The sequence below is a fragment of the Paenibacillus polysaccharolyticus genome (genome assembly GCF_900102085.1).
GTDB classification, from domain to species: domain Bacteria; phylum Bacillota; class Bacilli; order Paenibacillales; family Paenibacillaceae; genus Paenibacillus; species Paenibacillus polysaccharolyticus.
In genome coordinates this window covers 1-18,047 of record NZ_FMVM01000031.1, presented here as the reverse complement: position 1 = coordinate 18,047, position 18,047 = coordinate 1, and the positions used below count along the sequence as shown (strand labels likewise).

The 18,047-nt window shown below is 46.5% G+C and carries 17 protein-coding genes and 1 rRNA gene; 2 read left to right on the top strand and 16 right to left on the bottom strand.

What is annotated here, in order from left to right; all coding sequences use genetic code 11:
* Positions 1 to 222: 222 nt before the first annotated feature.
* The 6 genes from BLQ13_RS27780 to BLQ13_RS27755 form a co-directional block, all read right to left on the bottom strand.
* Positions 223 to 1,647, bottom strand: coding sequence for an aldehyde dehydrogenase family protein (locus tag BLQ13_RS27780; RefSeq protein WP_090924913.1), 1,425 nt, complete (start codon positions 1,645 to 1,647; stop codon positions 223 to 225).
* Between the two features lie 177 nt (positions 1,648 to 1,824).
* Positions 1,825 to 2,247: a universal stress protein gene (locus BLQ13_RS27775; protein ID WP_244159492.1), complete on the bottom strand. Its 423-nt coding sequence runs from the start codon at positions 2,245 to 2,247 to the stop codon at positions 1,825 to 1,827.
* A gap of 93 nt (positions 2,248 to 2,340) precedes the next feature.
* Positions 2,341 to 3,561, bottom strand: a complete 1,221-nt coding sequence (locus tag BLQ13_RS27770) for an MFS transporter (protein WP_090924911.1) — start codon at positions 3,559 to 3,561, stop codon at positions 2,341 to 2,343.
* 253 nt (positions 3,562 to 3,814) lie between these two features.
* The gene (locus BLQ13_RS27765) at positions 3,815 to 4,264 is read right to left on the bottom strand and encodes a MerR family transcriptional regulator (protein ID WP_090924910.1); all 450 of its coding nucleotides are present in this window, start codon (positions 4,262 to 4,264) and stop codon (positions 3,815 to 3,817) included.
* 303 nt (positions 4,265 to 4,567) lie between these two features.
* Positions 4,568 to 4,924 (bottom strand): SdpI family protein, encoded by a 357-nt coding sequence (locus tag BLQ13_RS27760; RefSeq protein ID WP_186331902.1) that lies wholly within the window; start codon positions 4,922 to 4,924, stop codon positions 4,568 to 4,570.
* Between the two features lie 118 nt (positions 4,925 to 5,042).
* The gene (locus tag BLQ13_RS27755) at positions 5,043 to 7,313 is read right to left on the bottom strand and encodes a heavy metal translocating P-type ATPase (RefSeq protein ID WP_090924909.1); all 2,271 of its coding nucleotides are present in this window, start codon (positions 7,311 to 7,313) and stop codon (positions 5,043 to 5,045) included.
* Between the two features lie 242 nt (positions 7,314 to 7,555).
* Here BLQ13_RS27755 and BLQ13_RS27750 point away from each other — a divergent pair, with 242 nt between their 5' ends.
* On the top strand, positions 7,556 to 7,927 hold the full coding sequence (locus tag BLQ13_RS27750) for an ArsR/SmtB family transcription factor (RefSeq protein WP_090924908.1): 372 nt from the start codon (positions 7,556 to 7,558) through the stop codon (positions 7,925 to 7,927).
* 97 nt (positions 7,928 to 8,024) lie between these two features.
* On the opposite strand, the gene BLQ13_RS27745 is transcribed toward BLQ13_RS27750, so the two are convergent.
* The 9 genes from BLQ13_RS27745 to BLQ13_RS27705 all read right to left on the bottom strand — a co-directional run bounded on the left by BLQ13_RS27745 (position 8,025) and on the right by BLQ13_RS27705 (position 16,225).
* Positions 8,025 to 9,200 carry an AI-2E family transporter gene (locus BLQ13_RS27745; RefSeq protein ID WP_090924907.1) on the bottom strand — a complete coding sequence of 392 codons (1,176 nt, stop codon included), beginning with the start codon at positions 9,198 to 9,200 and terminating at the stop codon, positions 8,025 to 8,027.
* Between the two features lie 296 nt (positions 9,201 to 9,496).
* Positions 9,497 to 10,525 (bottom strand): LLM class flavin-dependent oxidoreductase, encoded by a 1,029-nt coding sequence (locus tag BLQ13_RS27740; protein WP_090924906.1) that lies wholly within the window; start codon positions 10,523 to 10,525, stop codon positions 9,497 to 9,499.
* A gap of 252 nt (positions 10,526 to 10,777) precedes the next feature.
* Entirely contained in the window at positions 10,778 to 11,089 is a 312-nt protein-coding gene (locus tag BLQ13_RS27735; protein WP_090924905.1) for an ArsR/SmtB family transcription factor, read from the bottom strand.
* 102 nt (positions 11,090 to 11,191) lie between these two features.
* The gene (locus tag BLQ13_RS27730; protein ID WP_090924904.1) at positions 11,192 to 11,773 is read right to left on the bottom strand and encodes an NAD(P)H-dependent oxidoreductase; all 582 of its coding nucleotides are present in this window, start codon (positions 11,771 to 11,773) and stop codon (positions 11,192 to 11,194) included.
* 37 nt (positions 11,774 to 11,810) lie between these two features.
* Positions 11,811 to 12,248 carry a MarR family winged helix-turn-helix transcriptional regulator gene (locus BLQ13_RS27725; RefSeq protein WP_338060898.1) on the bottom strand — a complete coding sequence of 146 codons (438 nt, stop codon included), beginning with the start codon at positions 12,246 to 12,248 and terminating at the stop codon, positions 11,811 to 11,813.
* A 264-nt stretch (positions 12,249 to 12,512) separates the two neighbouring features.
* Positions 12,513 to 13,190 carry an NAD(P)H-dependent oxidoreductase gene (locus tag BLQ13_RS27720; RefSeq protein WP_090924903.1) on the bottom strand — a complete coding sequence of 226 codons (678 nt, stop codon included), beginning with the start codon at positions 13,188 to 13,190 and terminating at the stop codon, positions 12,513 to 12,515.
* 187 nt (positions 13,191 to 13,377) lie between these two features.
* On the bottom strand, positions 13,378 to 14,751 hold the full coding sequence (locus BLQ13_RS27715; RefSeq protein ID WP_090924902.1) for a hypothetical protein: 1,374 nt from the start codon (positions 14,749 to 14,751) through the stop codon (positions 13,378 to 13,380).
* A complete protein-coding gene (locus BLQ13_RS27710; protein WP_090924901.1) occupies positions 14,748 to 15,329 on the bottom strand; it encodes an RNA polymerase sigma factor in 582 nt (193 codons plus the stop codon). The genes BLQ13_RS27715 and BLQ13_RS27710 overlap by 4 nt, the downstream gene beginning before the upstream one ends.
* Before the next feature lie 161 nt (positions 15,330 to 15,490).
* Entirely contained in the window at positions 15,491 to 16,225 is a 735-nt protein-coding gene (locus tag BLQ13_RS27705; RefSeq protein ID WP_090924900.1) for a class I SAM-dependent methyltransferase, read from the bottom strand.
* A 163-nt stretch (positions 16,226 to 16,388) separates the two neighbouring features.
* On the opposite strand from BLQ13_RS27705, the gene BLQ13_RS27700 reads away from it, so the two are divergent.
* The gene (locus BLQ13_RS27700; protein WP_090924899.1) at positions 16,389 to 17,744 is read left to right on the top strand and encodes an MATE family efflux transporter; all 1,356 of its coding nucleotides are present in this window, start codon (positions 16,389 to 16,391) and stop codon (positions 17,742 to 17,744) included.
* A gap of 184 nt (positions 17,745 to 17,928) precedes the next feature.
* On the opposite strand, the gene rrf is transcribed toward BLQ13_RS27700, so the two are convergent.
* Positions 17,929 to 18,045: ribosomal RNA gene (gene rrf / locus BLQ13_RS27695) — 5S ribosomal RNA — on the bottom strand.
* Positions 18,046 to 18,047: the final 2 nt, after the last annotated feature.

The window sequence follows — 18,047 nt, the reverse complement described above, 5'->3', positions numbered from 1 at the left end:
CGGGTTCAGACAGTTGCTTGCAGGATGTTACCTATTTTATACCCTTCTCACCCATTGTGAACCTATAGTCAGTGCAGAAAAATGATCGTTTTTTTTAGGAAATTTTAAGCGGATATCGATCGTTTGTGATATAAAATTACAAGCAAAAATCCTGCACCATGAGATGGATACAGGATCTTCGAAAATTTCATATAATCGGTTTATTACGAGCGATGAACTCACTTAATTTTTGTTAAACATGACAAACTTCAATTCCGTCATTTCTTCCGTTGCATATTTCACACCTTCACGCCCAATGCCACTTTGCTTCACACCGCCATACGGCATATGATCTACCCGGAATGTCGGGATATCATTGATCATTACGCCCCCCGCTTCTATGTCATCCACAGCTCGAAGTGCCGTTTGAATGTCATTCGTGAATACCCCAGCTTGAAGTCCATACATAGAGTCGTTAACATGCTGAATGCCTTCTTCTACGGAATCAACCGTGTTAATCACAACAATCGGTGCAAACACTTCCTGACAAGAAACCTTTGCATCGCGTGGCACATTCGCAAGCACGGTTGGACGCAATACGCCTCCTTCAGCCTCACCACCTGCGACCACGGTTGCCCCTGCCTGTTTCGCTTCTTCAATCCAGTCCAGAGTACGTTGTACATCCTTAGATGTAATGAGTGCTGATACGACCGTATCCTCGTTCAGCGGATCACCGATCACAACCTGTTCAGCAGCTTCGGCAAAGCGCTTAATAAATGGCTCGGCAATCGACTGATGCACATAGATGCGCTGTAATGAAATGCATACCTGGCCCTGATATGTGAAAGCTCCCGTAACGCTGCGCGGGATGACCTTGTCGAGATCCGCATCTTTGTCTACAATGACAGCCGCATTGGAACCCAGCTCCAGCGTAACACGTTTCAGTCCTGCGTTGCTGCGGATGTTTGTTCCTACGGCTGGGCTACCTGTGAAGGTAAGATAAGCTACATCCGGATGGCTCACAAGTACATCGCCAATTGTTTTACCATCACCGCTCACCACATTCAGTGCTCCGTCTGGCAACCCTGCCTCTTGGAGCAGGTTTGCGATGTAATAGGCAGACAGCGGAGTCTGCTCTGCAGGTTTAAGCACGATGGTATTTCCAGCAGCCAGTGCGGGTCCAACCTTGTGTGCAACCAGATTCATCGGAAAATTAAACGGTGTAATGGCCCCAATCACCCCGAGCGGCTGTCGCATCGTATAACCAATACGACCTTCGCCGCCTTTTGCCGCATCCATCGGAACGGTCTCTCCAGTTAAACGTTTTGCCTCTTCGGCAGCAAACCGATAGGTCTCGATCGTACGATCAATCTCGCCTCTTGCCGCCGTGATCGGTTTTGCCGCCTCTAATGCAACGATGCGGGCTGCCTCTTCTTTACGTTCCTCCAGCATGGCGGACAGCTTGTACAGCAAGTCTGCACGCTGATGTGCAGGCATTTGGCGCATCGCTTTACGTGCCTTCACAGCCGCCGCAATGGCGGCTTTAATCTCCTCCGCCGAGGCCGAAGCCACTTCTGCCAGCGTTTCCCCGGAATAAGGTGCTCGAAGTGTTGTATAGTGTACCGATTCGGTATACTTACCGCCGATAAACAGATGTTGTTTTTTCATAAACGCATCCTCCGTTCCCGTTCATTCGATTCGCGAGTAACTACCATCCTTACATAACTCTACTCTAGTTATACACCATTTCGCCCTCTTCCACCCAGTTGACGAAACGATATAAGTTACTCGGTACTGGTTGTTGGTAGGGCCGTGCGGTGGATGATCTTTAGAAAAATCGTTGCTTTATTTCACCGTCAGTACCGGACATTCGGCATGCTTCAGCACACCATGACTGACACTGCCGACTACAATCTCAGCCAGCACACTTTTGCCACCGGTGCCCATCACAACCAGGTCACATTTCCGCTCACTCGCCATCCGGCAGATTTCAGTTACAGGATCACCTGCAACCAGCAATGTCACGTAGTCCACACCGCGACCAACCATTTGTTCAACCACTGGCTCTATAATGTGCTTCCCCTCTTCAGCGATACGTTCCTCCAAATCAACGCCAAGCGCTGGTTCGTTCATTGAGATAGAAGGATTCACATGCATAATCGTCAGACTGACAGGATGTTTCATCTGTTCAGCCAGCATCAGAGCCTGTTCCAGCGCCTTTTTCGCATGATCCGATTCATCTACAGCGACCAATATTCGTTTTAGCATCCCCATATCCTCCAGTCTGTTTATCGGTCCTAAACATCTACATCTATCCACGCGTTGCGCTCGTACTAATTTCCTGTAGCCATAAACCAACTCTTAATGAGCTGTGATGGACGCATCAATATCCCGCAGGTGACGACGACGCATCAACAATACAACAACACCGATCAGCACCATTAACGCACCGAAGTAAAACGGCGTTTCTGGCAAAAACCATTCAGACAATTTACCCGCAAGCCAAGGGGCTAGTGCACCGCCCATAAACCGCACAAAACTGTACGCCGCAGAGGCTACGGAGCGCTCCACTGGAGCGGCCTCCATCACAGCCGTTGTGATCAACGTATTGTTTATTCCAAGGAAAATCCCTGCTACGATCACCGCAACAATAACCGTCACCGATGAGCCCATTACCGTACCCACAGCCATAACCAGCAAGTCCAGCGCAAACAACGTGAGCATGACACTCATGGAAGGCACGGAGCCAAATCGGCGCTGCAGCTTCGGTGCCACAAAGACGGACGTAATCGCCAGCATCAATCCCCATCCGAAGAAAACATACCCAAGGCCGTGTTCGTCCAGTTTCATGACATAAGGGGAGTACGCCATCAACGTAAAGAATCCAAAGTTATATAAAAAGGCGGTTATCGCCAACGTTTTCAGTGAAGGGTACCCGAGTGCTTTGAACGGATCGGATAACGTGCTGCGTGTTTTCGGTTTAGCCATTTTGGGCAACATAAACATGATGCTGATAAACGCAATTGCCATCAGTACAGCTACCCCGTAGAACGGGCCGCGCCAAGAGATCGAACCCAGTTCCCCGCCAAGTAGCGGACCAACGGCAATCCCTAGACCCAGTGCTGCTTCGTATAAAATAATAGCCTTGGCTGTCCCTGACGTCGACAAGCCAACAATAGCTGACAACGCGGTGGCGATGAACAAGGCATTCCCGAGTCCCCAGCCCCCGCGATAACCAACCAGCGCTCCGACCGTGTCCGATGTACCGCCAAGGAACGAAAATACAATAATCAGCAATATACCGCTGAGCAGTGTCCATTTCACGCCAATCCGGCTGGAAACCACACCCGTAATCAGCATGGCGATCCCTGTTACCGCGTTATAGCTGGTAAATAGCAAGGACACTTGGCTTTTGGACGCATGTAGCTGATCCGCAATGGCTGGCAGAATCGGGTCAACTAAGCCCAGGCCCATAAACGAGATGATACAGGCGAAAGCTACAGCCCAGACCGCTCGTGGCTGGGACAGTAGACCTCCACGGGATGACGGCAATTCGTCGGGTAGTGATGGTTCTCTTTTCATAGGTCATTCCTCCGATGTAATGTGTAATGTTGAGATGGTGAAAATAATTAAGAACAATTGATTAGTTGTATTTTCATGAGTTTTCTTGTTTTTTTCAGAAAACGAGTTGCAAAAACAGCACAAGGACACCGGAAATCCCGGTGTATTGCATTCATCCATACTGCTCTGCACTCCCACATAAAGACTTGCAAAAGCTCCCTATGCGTATCTTTTCACTTCGGCTTCTTGTTGCCTTCTCTGTTGGCTACTCGTCTTAATCTTCGTTTCTCTCACGAGCGTTGGCTTGCAACGTCTGTATGCCCGTTCTAACGCGCCCACGAAGCTCCTCCAGCTCCTGTTGTACAGCATGAATGCTCTGAAGCTTCTGCTCCAGCAACTGCAACTGACCATCCAATGTGGCTTCCATAAGGGTGAGCTTTTCGATCCGCTCTTTCACCTCAGTGGTCTGCTGATAGTCGAAACGTTGCTCGTTCAGCACATCTGTCGTAGCTACATAGGCATGAAGTTCTTGTAAAGAAAAGCCAAGCACCTCTTTGGCTCGAACCACTTTTTTCAAATAGTCGATGTCATCCTGTGAATATAGCCTCGTTCCGCCGTCTGTCCGCTGAGGTGAAGGCATCACACCAATCTCTTCGTAATATCGAATGGTACGTTTGGTCAGTCCGCAGGCTTTGGCGACATCATCAATTTTGAACAAACTCATCGACTCCACCTCGCTTATATGTCATTAATATTATGTATATAATTATACATAATTCTAACGTTAACGTCAACGTTAGATTTTAGTTTGGAATTTAACCGTTAAAATTATTCATGAAATGATAGATAAAATCGACCATTCCATTCCGTATTTGAGACAGAAGCAGAAAATAAAGACAAAAAAAGACCCGCATCCGCGGATCTCGGTGATAATACAGGTCATTAAGCATGTTGCTCTGCATGTACTTACTGACATTAGTTGTTCTGACCTTGTCTTATCTTACTTTCCTTACTCATCTCACTTCTCTTACTTCCCTTGCTTGTCCTGTTCCTGCTGTGCCCTTTGCATTTGCTTCAAACGGCCTTCCACCCGGGTAAACAGCCTGATGGTATAAAAACCTACAGCGATTAAACTCAGTACCAATGCACGCACATCCGTAAGCCAGAAACCGATCACACCAAAAGCAGTAATAATAACTCCAAACTGCATCATCAGTGCCGAACTGTACCGCTGCGCTTCTTCCCACAGCGCCCGGTCGCTCATTGCACGGGGTGTACGATACCCATATATTCCGTTAATTTGTTTTGGCGGCTTCTTGTACACCATTAATCCCAAAATGAAATAACATACTCCACATATAATCCCCACGAATGCTCCTGCCAAAATGCTCGCTCCTTCTCTTGTCTTTAGCTCTCAGGCCACTTCAATCCACAGTCTGCCATAAATAAAGTAAAACGGCTCTACGTATATACGCAGAGCCGTGATGTACGTTTCAAACCATTTAAACGTCCTTAATTCGTAGAACCCGCATCGCATTCAGTACCGCAAGCACCGTCACACCCACATCGGAGAAAACAGCTTCCCACATGGTGGCGATCCCGAATACACCCAGCAACAGAAAGATTGCTTTGACTCCCAGCGCAAATCCGATATTCTGCCAGACTATGCGGCGTGTACGCTTCGCAATACGGATGGCACTGGCGATTCTGGACGGTTCATCCGTCATGATCACCACATCCGCTGCTTCAATGGCTGCATCCGATCCGAGTCCGCCCATGGCCACACCAACATCGGCACGTGCCAGTACGGGTGTATCATTAATGCCGTCACCGACAAAGATCATTTTTTCCTTCGGTAATTTGTTTTGTTCCAGTTGTTCCAGCCGTTCGACTTTGTCTTGTGGTAGCAGTTCGGCATGAACCTCATCCACGCCAAGCTGGCGTGCAACTGCCTCGCCTACCGCTTTGGCATCGCCGGTCAGCATGACCGTTTTGTGTATGCCGAGCTGCTTGAGTGCCTCTATCGCAGACGCTGCATCTTCCTTCACTTCGTCCGCAATAATGAGGTGTCCAACATACTGTCCGTCTTCAGCTATATGCACAACCGTTCCTACCGTTTGCGGCTTCGTATACATGATCCCTGCCTGATCCATCAACTTGGCGTTGCCTGCGAGCACTTCCTGACCGTTCACATTGACTTTAATTCCATGTCCGGCTATCTCGTCATATCCGTCCACACCTTGCGAGGGAATGTCTTTCGCCCAAGCGGAACGAATGGATTCTGCAATCGGATGATTGGAATTTGCTTCGGCAATCACGGCCAGCTTCATCAGTTCCTCTTCCGTACGCGTACCTTCAGGATGAACAGACGTGACTTTGAAAACACCTTTGGTTAATGTGCCCGTTTTGTCGAACACTACCACTTTAACGTCATTTAGAGCTTCCAGGTAATTACTTCCTTTGACCAGAATGCCGTTACGCGAAGCTGCACCAATCCCGCCAAAGAAGCCGAGCGGAATCGATACAACAAGTGCACAAGGACATGAAATTACGAGGAACACCAGCGCACGATAGATCCAGTCTGCGAACGTTGCACCGCTGAGTAGCAGTGGCGGAACGAAGGCAATCAGAGCAGCGAGAATGACCACAACAGGTGTGTAATACCTGGCAAATTTGCTGATAAAATGCTCCGTTTTCGCCTTGCGGCTGCTGGCATTCTGCACCATATCGAGGATTTTGGATACGGTGGATTCACCAAAGGTTTTGGTGACCTCTATGGTTAACATGCCGTTTTTGTTCACAAATCCGCTGAGTACATCACTTCCAGGCTCCAGTTCCCGTGGAACAGATTCCCCCGTCAACGCGGATGTGTCTACCATGGAGCGGCCTGCCTTTACGATACCGTCGAGGGGCACACGCTCACCGGCTTTAACCACAATCCGGTCGCCAATGCGAACCTCTTCCGGGGAGACACGCCGGGTCTCTTCCCCTGCACCTGTGAGAACATTCGCATAGTCCGGTCGAATATCCATCAGGGACTGAATCGACTTGCGTGAGCGATTCACTGCCATGCCCTGGAACAGCTCTCCGAGCTGATAGAACAGCATGACCGCGACACCCTCAGGATACTCTCCGATGGAAAACGCACCCAGCGTGGCAACCGTCATCAGGAAGTACTCATCAAACACCTGACCGCGAATGATGTTTTTGAATGCCTGTAGCACGATATCGCCACCAGCGATGAGATAAGCCACTACGTATAGCGCAAGCTGTGCCCAGCCATCGAGCGGTGACCAGATCGCTGCGGCCAGCAACACAGACCCCGTAGCAAGGCGGGCTAGTAACGTTTTGGTCTGTCCGGCACCGTGCTCATGTGAATGCCCTGCATGAGCGTCACTGCCTTCGGCGTGATTATGCGTATGGCTGTGATCATGTCCATGTGAATGTTCATGTGAATGAGCATGGCTCTGATGTTGATGCTTATGCGTGCCTGCCGCTTGGCTTACGTCCGTGTGGGCATGACTACCCGACCCTTTTTCCGAGATACGAATATGTGGCTCCAGCCGCAACACCTTGCGCCTCACTTCCTCCACCACTTGCTCATCCATATCCGATGTGGTATACATCGATAACGTTTTGGTCACAAAATTAACGGAGCATTCATTAATGCCCTTAATTTTACTCACACCATTTTCAATCTTCAGTGCACAGTTGGCACAATCCAGTCCGTCAAGCAGCAGTTCCCTTTTCACCTGTTCCTGTCCGGTTCCCATGTGAATTCTCCCCTTTGCAGTCCGAAAAAAGTAGTTCTTCCATTTCTGTTAATCGTATTTATTACAATATATGAGCAATCATTCATATGTTCAATTAACACTATTATATGCATGCCCAAACCGGAGTGTCAACACGAGGTGTTGATTTTGGATACAGAATATGCAAATAGTAATCATTTCGCTTTAGGCGTTTTTTGGATATAATAGAGCTATCAAGTTGTTAAACATAGGCGGTGATAGGAATGGAACAACCGGTTAAAGCTCCACATGATTGCGATGATGCCTGCTTAGGTACGGAAGCCGATGTGCAAACCATTCGCACCTCACTTATAGATCGGGAGACCTCTTCCGAGATGGCGGATTGGTTCAAAGCATTTAGTGATCCAACACGTCTACGTATTATTGATGCACTGTTACAGAAAGAATTATGTGTACATGATCTAACGGTATTGCTCGACATGGGTCAGTCAGCCATCTCCCACCAGCTGCGCTCTCTCCGCAACATGCGGATTGTGAAGCGTCGCAAGGAAGGCAAGACCGTTTTTTATTCTTTGGATGATGCTCACATTGAGCAAATTTTCCTGCAAACGCTCCAACATATCAAACACGGCTAGGCTACTGCCAGCCTGTTCAAACGAACAGAAACCCCCGTCACTCGGCCTTATGCCGATGGACGGGGGTTTCTGTTGTGTAAGGGAACCGTTTTAATAGTTACAGCAAACGGTTATTGTTCGGATCATAAAGACCCGACTTATCTTTGAACATGTTGAATATATGTGACACCACCACTTTAAGTACCGCGTATCCCGGAACCGCAAGCAGGATGCCGACTACCCCGAACAAGTTCCCTGAAGTCAGAATGACAAAGATGATGGTGATCGGATGAATTTTGAGTGTTTTACCCATAATCTGCGGCGAGATAAGTTTACCTTCAATCAGCTGTACAATTGTCCACACGGCAATCATTTTCAGCAACATCACTGGCGAAGTCACCAGAGCAACAATCAAAGCCGGGGTAATGGCAATTGCTGGCCCCAGATAAGGAACAACACTCGTGAAGGAAGCAATGATTGCAAGAATCAGAGCATAATCCAAACCAATGACCATGTACCCGATGTAAAGCAACACACCGATACAGAAGCTGACGATAATCTGTCCACGGATGAATGAGCTGATCTGGTGGTTGATATCATGCAACACATGCATGGCACCGGTACGACTTTTGATTGGCAAAAAAGACAAAATCTTGTCCGGCAACTTCTTGCCGTCTTTGAGAAGATAGAACAAGATGAATGGCACGGTTACGATAGATAACACGGTCTCGGTAAATGCACCAAGGAACCCGCCAAGCTTCGTCCAGGTAGAATTGAGGATCTCGGTAGCTTTCGTGGAAATCGTGCCCCACCAGTCCTGCCAGTTCATGTTGATCGTATCTTGCACCTGGCTGAACAGCTTATTGCCTGTCAATTCCTCGAATTGTTCCCTTACGTTTTCACTGTAAGTAGGGAAATTGGCGATCAGCCCCATAATCTGATTACGTAGCACAGGAATAACTGCCAGCACCACAATAGTCAAGATGCCACCAATGGCAAGATAGAGAATCAGTATCCCCCAGCCTCGCTTGATTTTCCATCGTTCCATCACGTCCACAAGTGGATTGAGCAGATAATAAAGGATACCCGACAGAATAATAGGCAGGAGAATTGTTTTGAGTAACACCGCTAGCGGATGGAACACAAAGGATACCTTGGTCAGCACCATAATGTTCAGTCCTACCAATAGCAGAACTAACAGAAACAGCACAAATTTGTTGTTCAGAAAAAATCGTTTGAATCGCTCAGGCCACACCCGAGTTTGTACCTCAGGTTGTTGCTCAGGTTGCTCCATAGGCTTGTCGTCCTCTCTTATGTATCTTTCTTCCGTTATAATCACCTTTCTGCCTGACGGGTACAATTAACTCTTGTACAAGCCAACATATGTATAATACTCCCGATTTATACGTATGAGCCCGTTGACCGTTTCAAATTCGGCAAGTAAAGTCATTTTACCCCAAAATGCACAACCTGCCCCACACCGGCCAATTGAAAAATCTCCCATACAAAAAAAACGATCCACCTCTGCTTGGAGGCGAACCGTCTCTCTCTGATCCGATGCTATTCACATTCTTCTGTCATATAAAACCTTTATACGTTTCCCGCAAGCTGTGCGATCAACTCATACGAATGCAGACGTGCTTGATGATCATAGATCATCGAGGTAATAATCAGTTCATCTGCCTGCGTCTGGCGAATAAAGGACTCCAGCTGTCCCTTCACTTTCTCCGGTGAACCGTTCACCGCAGCTTTCAGTGTTTGAGCTACAGTAGCCTGTTCGCGATCTGTCCATTTTCCATCCATCACAGCTGGCGGCTGCACAAGCCCTGTTGTGCCGCGGATGATGTTCAGGAACTGTTGTTGCATCGTCGTTCCCAGCCACGCAGCCTCTTCATCGGTATCTGCCACCACAGCATTCACCCCTACGATGACATAAGGCTCCTTCAGACTCTCCGACGGCTGGAAGCTATTGCGGTAAGTATCCAGAGCAATTCGGGTATAATCTGGTGAGAAGTGGCTGGCAAAAGCAAACGGCAATCCCAGCTGGCCTGCCAATCGTGCGCTGAAATCACTGGAGCCCAGCAGGTAAATCGGGATGTTCAGCCCTTCGCCGGGCACTGCGCGTACGGGTGCATGATAGGACGTTGCCGATGCATCAAAGTATGCACGCAATTCTGCCAGCAGCTCAGGGAAATCTTCTCCGCTGTTCAGATCTTTGCGAAGCGCAACGGATGTACGGCGATCACTGCCGGGGGCACGGCCCAGACCCAGATCAATGCGTCCAGGATACAGGGATTCAAGCGTACCAAACTGCTCTGCAATGACAAGTGGTGCATGGTTCGGCAGCATAATGCCACCAGAACCTACACGAATGGACTTCGTTCCACCCGCCAGGTGTCCGATTACAACCGAGGTTGCAGACGAAGCGATGCCCGGCATGTTGTGATGCTCAGCTACCCAGTAGCGATGATATCCCCAGCGCTCGGCATGTTGTGCCAGTTCCAGACTGTTGCGAAGTGCATCTGCAGGGGTTGATCCCACCACAACAGGTGCAAGGTCCAGCACGGAAAGTTTGACGTCAGTGATATGTTCTTTATCTTGTTGATGTTCAATACTCATTAAAGTTCATACTCCTCTGTGATTATATTTTTGTATATCCAGATATATAGATATAAATAAACAAAATTTTGCTCAAAAAATGAAACATAACTCTTATGTTTCGAAGACAGACTCTTTTCATACATGTAGCAAAGAAAGCCGGGAGTCCATGTGGTACACACCACGTGTTCTTACAACAACTAGCCGTTCACATCCGGACGGAATCTCCTGCTTGCTGCGTATTGCATCCTGGCTTCCGTTCCGGCATCCGGCTTATAACTCATGTTGTACGTACTTGGCAAAAGCCTGTATCGTTTCTTCATTGCGTCGATAGTACGTCCATTGTCCTCTGCGCTCCGATAACAACAACCCTGCCTTGAGCATCGTCAACAAATAGCTGGAGATTACAGACTGTGCCAGTCCAGCCTTCAATTGAATCGTGCCAACACATATCCCACTCTTACCGCCATCCGGATGCTGGGATAGCTCGAGGGGGGAGAAGTGCTGCTCCGGGTTTTTCAGCCACAACAGGATCTGTCTGCGTGTCTCATTAGATAGTGCTTTGAAAATGAGTATAGGTTCCATGGGTCGATTATACCCCCTTTTTGACCTTTTGCCAAACCCCATAAACTAACAAACCGACTCATCAAGAGTCGGCTTGGCAATTCACATCTGATCAATTCCATGTTAGAAACGTGTTGTTACCGTCTGTTTCACTTCATCCAGCATTGCTTGATATGCAGCATCATCCAGATAACCAATACCACCGAAGAGCAGATGGCCTACCGGCTCGATTCCTACAAAATCAAAAATCCCTGTGTCGGAAGTCAGCTTGAGCGCATCCGTCATACCGATCTGGTCATACACGTCCTTCGGCGTTCCGTGTGTACTGATCATAACACCTTTTTTACCCGTTAACAGTTTCTCGATTCCTGCCGCTCCAGATGCATAAGCAAATCCGTAAGCAAACACCCGGTCAACGTATCCTTTCAGAATCGCCGGAAGCCCCGTCCACCAGATTGGATAGATAAACGTAATAGCTTCTGCCTCTGTCACATATTTCTGCTCCGCTACGATATCTTGGGGAGTCTGTCCTGCACGCATTGCAGCTGTATCCGCCTCAGTCAGTACAGGCTGAAAGCCGAGTTGATACAGATCACGTACAACGACCTCATGCCCCTCTGCTTCCAGAGCAGTTACGGCTGTAGTCAAAATGGCTTTATTGAAGCTGTCTGTATGTGGATGAGCGTATACGATAAGATGTTTCATGTTTTATTTCCTCCTCAATTGGGTTCAACAAATTAATTTAAAGACGTCTGACAATCATAGACAACAAATTCTCCAACTGCTCCGACTGCTCTTCAGACAGATCGGCATAGATTATCTGATTAATCTGATTCGACACTTCGCGGAAGATCGGCTCAAGCTGCTTCCCTTTGTCCGTAAGACGAATCATGGTCACTCGGCTATCCTCAGCGCTCTTACTGCGTTCGACATAACCCAGCTTCTCCAATTTGTTAACGAGCACCGTTACTGTAGGTTGCGTACGCTGAACACGTTCAGCCAGCATTTTGATCGACAATGTCTCTTCCCGGTACAGAAACATCAGGACATCTCCATGAGAAGGCACAATACCTGTTACCTCATGCTGTTCCAGTTCATGAACAATTCGTTTGTTCACGTGATCTCTGATTCGTGCAATCATTGCAAAAGCGTTGTGTTTTAACATAAATGTATTATACATAGATATCTATTCATTTTCAACTCCTCATTTTTTAGACTAAAATTGATAATTCCAAGCAAAGTGACACGGCCCTTGTACTCTCATACCTTGAAGGTATGGGAGTACAAGGGCCGTACATGGTTACAACAGTTTAGGTCACAGAAGATTAGTTTGCACATTAATAGCCGTTACTTTCGTTCTTTCGCCCAGTGTGATTACTATGTCTGAGAAGTCTGTATAAATGCTGATCCAGATTGTTCCTATTACATTGATGGAACCTTATCGTTATTTAATCCAGTGTGTAATTTGCTCAACAGATTGGCGTGATTTCTCACGATGAGGCTCTTCTGCACGATAACCAAAGGCCGCCATCACTGACACATCCCATGCGCCGTTCTCTAACAGTCCTGCATCTTCCAGAATACGATGCACCTCTGCATAATTGTATCCTTCGATCGGACAAGAATCGATGCCAATCTGAGCCGCTGCAGTCATCATATTGCCAAGGGCAATATATGTCTGTTTAGATGCCCAGTCGAATAATGTTTTCGCGTTTTGAAGCAGACCTTGATTGTTCTGAAATTTACCGTAAGCTTCACTTGTCAGCTTGAATACATCATCGGGCATGCCCTGGACCTCTTTCAGCATGTACGCTGCATAAGGAGAGCTGTAGCTGGCATCCGTGCGAGCCAAGATCACAATGAAGTGACTGGCTGTGGCTAGCTGCCGCTGTGCACCGGACGACACCTCGGACAAGCGCTGACGGAACTCGGGATTTTGTACAATGAGAAACTTCCAGGGTTCGAATCCAATGGAACTCGGAGACAAACGACCTGTTTCAAGGATGAAAGCGAAGTCTTCTTCTGTAATTTTGCGTGACGCATCAAATAGCTTTGTTGCATGACGAAACTTAAATGCCTGCAAAATCTCTTCTTTTTTCTTTGTCTTTACAGTAACATCCACTCTTCTCCACGTCCTTTGCTTTATATATTATATGCTGAACCTGCATAGCTATAGATTTCGTTTGCTGTTTATGGCTCAGGTATCAGTTTAGATGTTATGCTCCAGATTGAAAAGTACGTACCTTATTGTGCCCTGGTTCCTAAAAGTAAGTTGTATTTAACATACTTAAATAACGGATTATATCCTACTACGATTTCCCCCTGCTAATCATGGTGATGCGTCCATCTTCTTTATATTCGACCTCGAATATATCGTTGGCAGACTCTAATTCAAAAGTTACCATGCCTAATGCATCGGCTTTTCGATGAAGTTTGTAGGCATCCAAATTAATGTTAAATATGCTCTTAATGATTGGCCCTACTTTTTCTCTTATTATAGTTTCGTCCATATTATATAATTTTTCATGGTAAGCCTCCATTTCTTTGCTATCTCCAATGAATGACTCATAATTATTAACATCTCGAACTGTATAACCCACCCCTTCTTTTCCTTCAGTCATTTCAACAAAGTAATTTTGAGAAAATTGAAAAAAGAAAAACTCTCCACCCAGCTTATTATCCTTCGTTCGATGTATGCTTTCCAAATTTAAATTCGTTTTCCCCGACAAAGCAGCCACCGATTCCTTAGCATCTGCCAAAGCAGTCTGAGATACCTCATCCGAATTAATTTCCCCGGATACCGATGTGACCTTATCCTGCTCCCATTCAATATACCCAAAACTTGTTTCATTCTGTAATGCGAGTGTAGTACGTATTATCGGTAATATCTCCCCTTGGTTCATGTTTACAAAACGCCTAACAAGTATGGGTTTGAGCGTAGGAGCACTACCGATACTCTCCAAAAGTGACGACACCTGACGCATATATCGATGTTCCAGCTTACTTGGCTGCATCTCGGCCTTCATCTGCACTTCACGAAGATTACCCGTCTTGGCGTCCAGCCAGATTTGGGCGTAATCTGCTCCTTTCTCCTGACCTGCTTCGACGTATATTCTTCCAGACACAGGCAGATCTTGTACTTTGGTAATGCGTAGCTGTTTGCCCAGATCATCTCTCATCGTCATCGCAACATTCTTTTTCATCTGATCGGTAAGGATATCGACATTCAGGTGATCTGTAAACAACAAAGCTGAAGCTGGATTGATCTGTTCAATCAACGGTTTGGCAAGTTGTCCTTCGTCCCAGTTCCACATAAAGATCCCGCCCGCGATAACCAATGCACTCAACCCTGCAACGAGAATGCCTCTACGACTTTTTCTGTGACGTTGATGACCTGGATCAACTTTGGATGCATCTTTAGCTTGATCTTTAACTTGAACTTTATCTTTAACTGCATTTGTGTCTGTATCTGTGTATTCTCTTAATGAATTGGAGAGGCAATTAGAGCGTTCCAATGACGACTCCACAGGGCTCATTTCACTCATTTCCTCTTCCTTGCTGCTTGCAATTCGTATCCGCTGCACCTGCTGTAGCACCTTACGTTTGTGATCTTCAGTAAAAGGAGACGTTGCAAACGGCCCTTTACGGATTTCCTTTTCCCATTGATCATCCTCATGTTTCATTCGCTTCTCTCCTCCCACTGCTTTCGAACCTTATCCTTAGCCCGGGATAGCCGTGATTTCACGGTTCCTTGGCTAATTCGTAACATATCTGCGATCTCCACCGTTGTAAGTTCATACCTCAGATGCAACAGAAGAATCTCCCGAAACTTCTCCGGTAGTGCCAGCACGATATCCCAAATTTCATTGATATGTACTTTACGAATCACTTCTATCTCGGCAGATGGATAAACTGATCGTTCTCGCATCGTTTTTCTTGATCCGAATTGATCTCCTTGATCTGACTCTAACGACAACGTTTCTCCCCATAAGCTGCTTCGGAAAAACCTCGACTTTCGGTATGTAAACGTTGTGTTCCTCGTAATTGTTAGAAGCCATGTTTTGATCGAGCAATCTCCCCGATAGTTCGCGATTCCTGTGTATGCCCGGACAAATACTTCCTGTGACAAATCATCTGCTTGCTCCGTATTTCTAGTTAAAAAATAAACATAATTCCACACATCATTGCCGTAATCATGCATCAGGCTGGCAAGTGTGTCATTGTTGATGGTCTGGGCCTCTGCCAGAAACGAATAGTCCAACGAATGTTCACCTCACTTAATACGACTAAACGGAATGTCATCCGGTTCCCTAATTTACACAATATTCTTTATATTTTAGCAAAAAAACAAAAAACAGCATGTCCAGATACACTGAACACGCCATCATAAAACGCTGAATAATGTACATATAAGATTCATCATTATTTCTTCATTGCTACAATCATCAGAAACATCGGTCTTCGATTCTCATCAGACATCCCTGGGACCTGCTCCATCATCTCCAAAGAAGGTTTGGATTCTGCCACCTGTTGAATGATGAACCCCGCACCAATCAATTCATTCAGATGTGTAGCCATCGTCCGATGATACTTCACCACATCATGATCCAAAAAGTTTGCGATCCGCTGTCCTTGCTCATGATAATGATCCACAGGCCAATGCAGTTTCTCCCCTTGAGCATCATAATGCCAATCTTGCTCCGCACGAGCGGTGAATATCGGATGTTCAACAGACAGAATGAACGTTCCACCTGTGACTAGACATTGATTGATTTTACGATACACGTCATGCAAATGTTTAATGTAATGCAGAACAAGCGAGCTAATAACCACATCGAACTGATTCTGGTCAAAATGAATATCTTCGATGGCCGTCTGCCGATACTCAATCTGTAGATCATTCGTCAGCTCACGCGCACGCCGCAGCATATTTTCGGATAAGTCTACACCGATGACAGTACTCGCCTGTTGTTCACGCGCATATCGGCAATGCCAGCCAAAACCGCAACCCAAATCAAGTACTCGCTTATCCTTTAAATCGGGTAATAAGGTTTGTAATTCATGCCATTCCCCAGCTGCATCTAACCCTTCAACGGAGCGAGCCATCTTACTATAATTCTGAAAAAATGCCTTATCATCGTATTTATTTTGTTTCATCTGATCTTACCTCCCTCCCCGGTCTTCTCTCATACTCTATCCAAATAAACGGTATGAATTTCGGAAAAGTTGCCATTTGAATTGTAATCATGTTATTATACAGAACGAACGTTCAGTATAAAATATAGGCATAAACTTTTTAATATTACTAACGGAGGTCATTATGAGTACAAATTGGACACATCCACTTGAGAGGCAAACGGTAGGCAAAGCTTTTATCAGCTATCTGGTGCCCTCTGTTCTGGGGATGCTGGTCATCGCATTTAACTTTATTATCGACGGCATTATGGTTGGGCATAAACTGGGGTCAACCGCTATGGCAGGCATCGGCATTGCTTCCCCTGTCTACACCCTATTCGTGGCAATGTCTCTATGGATCGGCATGGGCGGAGCTACGTTATACTCTAATCATATGGGCAGGAAAGAAAATCAGAAGGCCAAAGAAGTGTTTACCAAATCCATTATTCTCATTTCGCTGGTCACAGTGGTTATTGGTTACACGGCCTTCACATTCAAAGATAAACTCGTATATGCATTGGGTGCAAATGCAGATACTTTTCCCTTCGCATCTGATTATATGAATATCATGTTGCTTTTCGGGTTTGTTTTTACGATCGAAAATGCATTATCCGTTTTTGTTCGCAACGATGGCGGTCCAAACACCTCAATGTATGCCCAGATTACCTTTGCTGTAGCTAACATTGTCATCAATTATATTACCTTATATGTGCTGGAGTGGGGAGTACGCGGGGTTGCACTTGGTACGATTGTCTCAGCTGCTTTGGCACTGCTCGTGCTGTTCAGTCATTTTTTCAAAAAGTCCAATAATCTTACATTCACAAGGTTCACATGGAGTACCAAATTGCTTTGCATGATCGCACTTATTGGCTTTCCCAGCTTCCTGGCTGAACTCGGTATGTCCGTCTTTTCGGTCTCACATAACATCTCAACGGAGCGGATTGGAGGTACGGATGGTGTTGCCTCGTTTACGGTTTTAAATTACATCCACGGGGTTGTCTTAATGGCATTCCTTGGTCTGGCTTCTGCTGCGCAGCCCCTAATCAGTTATTATCACGGTGCACAGCGAATGGAACAAGTGCAGGAAACGATTCGTATTGCCGTCAAAACAGCCTTAACCTGCGGTGTGGTTCTGCTTCTCATCGTTCAAGTTGGAGCACCTTATTTTGTGCAAATCTTTGGTAACTTCAGTAGCAGTGTAACTGATAATGCGGTCTACGGTTTGCGTATTTTCACCATTGCTTATGTATTCATGGGAGTAAATTTTGTCATGAGCACGTACTTCCAGTCCATAGGTAACGCTAAAATGGCGATCTGGATTACAGCCGCACGCGAGATGATTATCATGATTGCTTTGATTGCTATTCTCCCTTCGTTCCTGGGTGTTACTGGGGTATGGCTAGCTGTACCTTTATCCGAAATGATTGTTCTAATCACGATAGCACTCTATTATCGCAAACGCTCCTTGACCGAGCGGCTCAATCTGTTACAGGCAAAATAAATATTATGGTTTAAAAACAAATATAACGTTCGCTGTATTTTCGCCCCACCGTCACGATATTAAACACTGGCCCCTAACCCCGGCGTAGTTCTCCAAAAGATAACTCCAGAGTCAGGGGCTCAGTACCATTCTGTGCAAGACAAAAAAAGACACACCTGATTCTCATCAAGTGTGTCTTTGCTTTGCTTGGCGGCGTCCTACTCTCCCAGGACCCTGCGGTCCAAGTACCATCGGCGCTAGAGGGCTTAACGGTCGTGTTCGGGATGGGTACGTGTGGAACCCCTCCGCCATCGCCACCAAACG

What these genes read in the sequence shown, in the direction of transcription:
- BLQ13_RS27780 (WP_090924913.1), bottom strand. Translation starts at nt 1,647, where the DNA reads ATGAAAAAACAACATCTGTTTATCGGCGGTAAGTATACCGAATCGGTA.
- BLQ13_RS27775 (WP_244159492.1), bottom strand. Translation starts at nt 2,247, where the DNA reads ATGCTAAAACGAATATTGGTCGCTGTAGATGAATCGGATCATGCGAAA.
- BLQ13_RS27770 (WP_090924911.1), bottom strand. Translation starts at nt 3,561, where the DNA reads ATGAAAAGAGAACCATCACTACCCGACGAATTGCCGTCATCCCGTGGA.
- BLQ13_RS27765 (WP_090924910.1), bottom strand. Translation starts at nt 4,264, where the DNA reads ATGAGTTTGTTCAAAATTGATGATGTCGCCAAAGCCTGCGGACTGACC.
- BLQ13_RS27755 (WP_090924909.1), bottom strand. Translation starts at nt 7,313, where the DNA reads ATGGGAACCGGACAGGAACAGGTGAAAAGGGAACTGCTGCTTGACGGA.
- BLQ13_RS27750 (WP_090924908.1), top strand. Translation starts at nt 7,556, where the DNA reads ATGGAACAACCGGTTAAAGCTCCACATGATTGCGATGATGCCTGCTTA.
- BLQ13_RS27745 (WP_090924907.1), bottom strand. Translation starts at nt 9,200, where the DNA reads ATGGAGCAACCTGAGCAACAACCTGAGGTACAAACTCGGGTGTGGCCT.
- BLQ13_RS27740 (WP_090924906.1), bottom strand. Translation starts at nt 10,525, where the DNA reads ATGAGTATTGAACATCAACAAGATAAAGAACATATCACTGACGTCAAA.
- BLQ13_RS27735 (WP_090924905.1), bottom strand. Translation starts at nt 11,089, where the DNA reads ATGGAACCTATACTCATTTTCAAAGCACTATCTAATGAGACACGCAGA.
- BLQ13_RS27730 (WP_090924904.1), bottom strand. Translation starts at nt 11,773, where the DNA reads ATGAAACATCTTATCGTATACGCTCATCCACATACAGACAGCTTCAAT.
- BLQ13_RS27725 (WP_338060898.1), bottom strand. Translation starts at nt 12,248, where the DNA reads ATGTATAATACATTTATGTTAAAACACAACGCTTTTGCAATGATTGCA.
- BLQ13_RS27715 (WP_090924902.1), bottom strand. Translation starts at nt 14,751, where the DNA reads ATGAAACATGAGGATGATCAATGGGAAAAGGAAATCCGTAAAGGGCCG.
- BLQ13_RS27705 (WP_090924900.1), bottom strand. Translation starts at nt 16,225, where the DNA reads ATGAAACAAAATAAATACGATGATAAGGCATTTTTTCAGAATTATAGT.
- BLQ13_RS27700 (WP_090924899.1), top strand. Translation starts at nt 16,389, where the DNA reads ATGAGTACAAATTGGACACATCCACTTGAGAGGCAAACGGTAGGCAAA.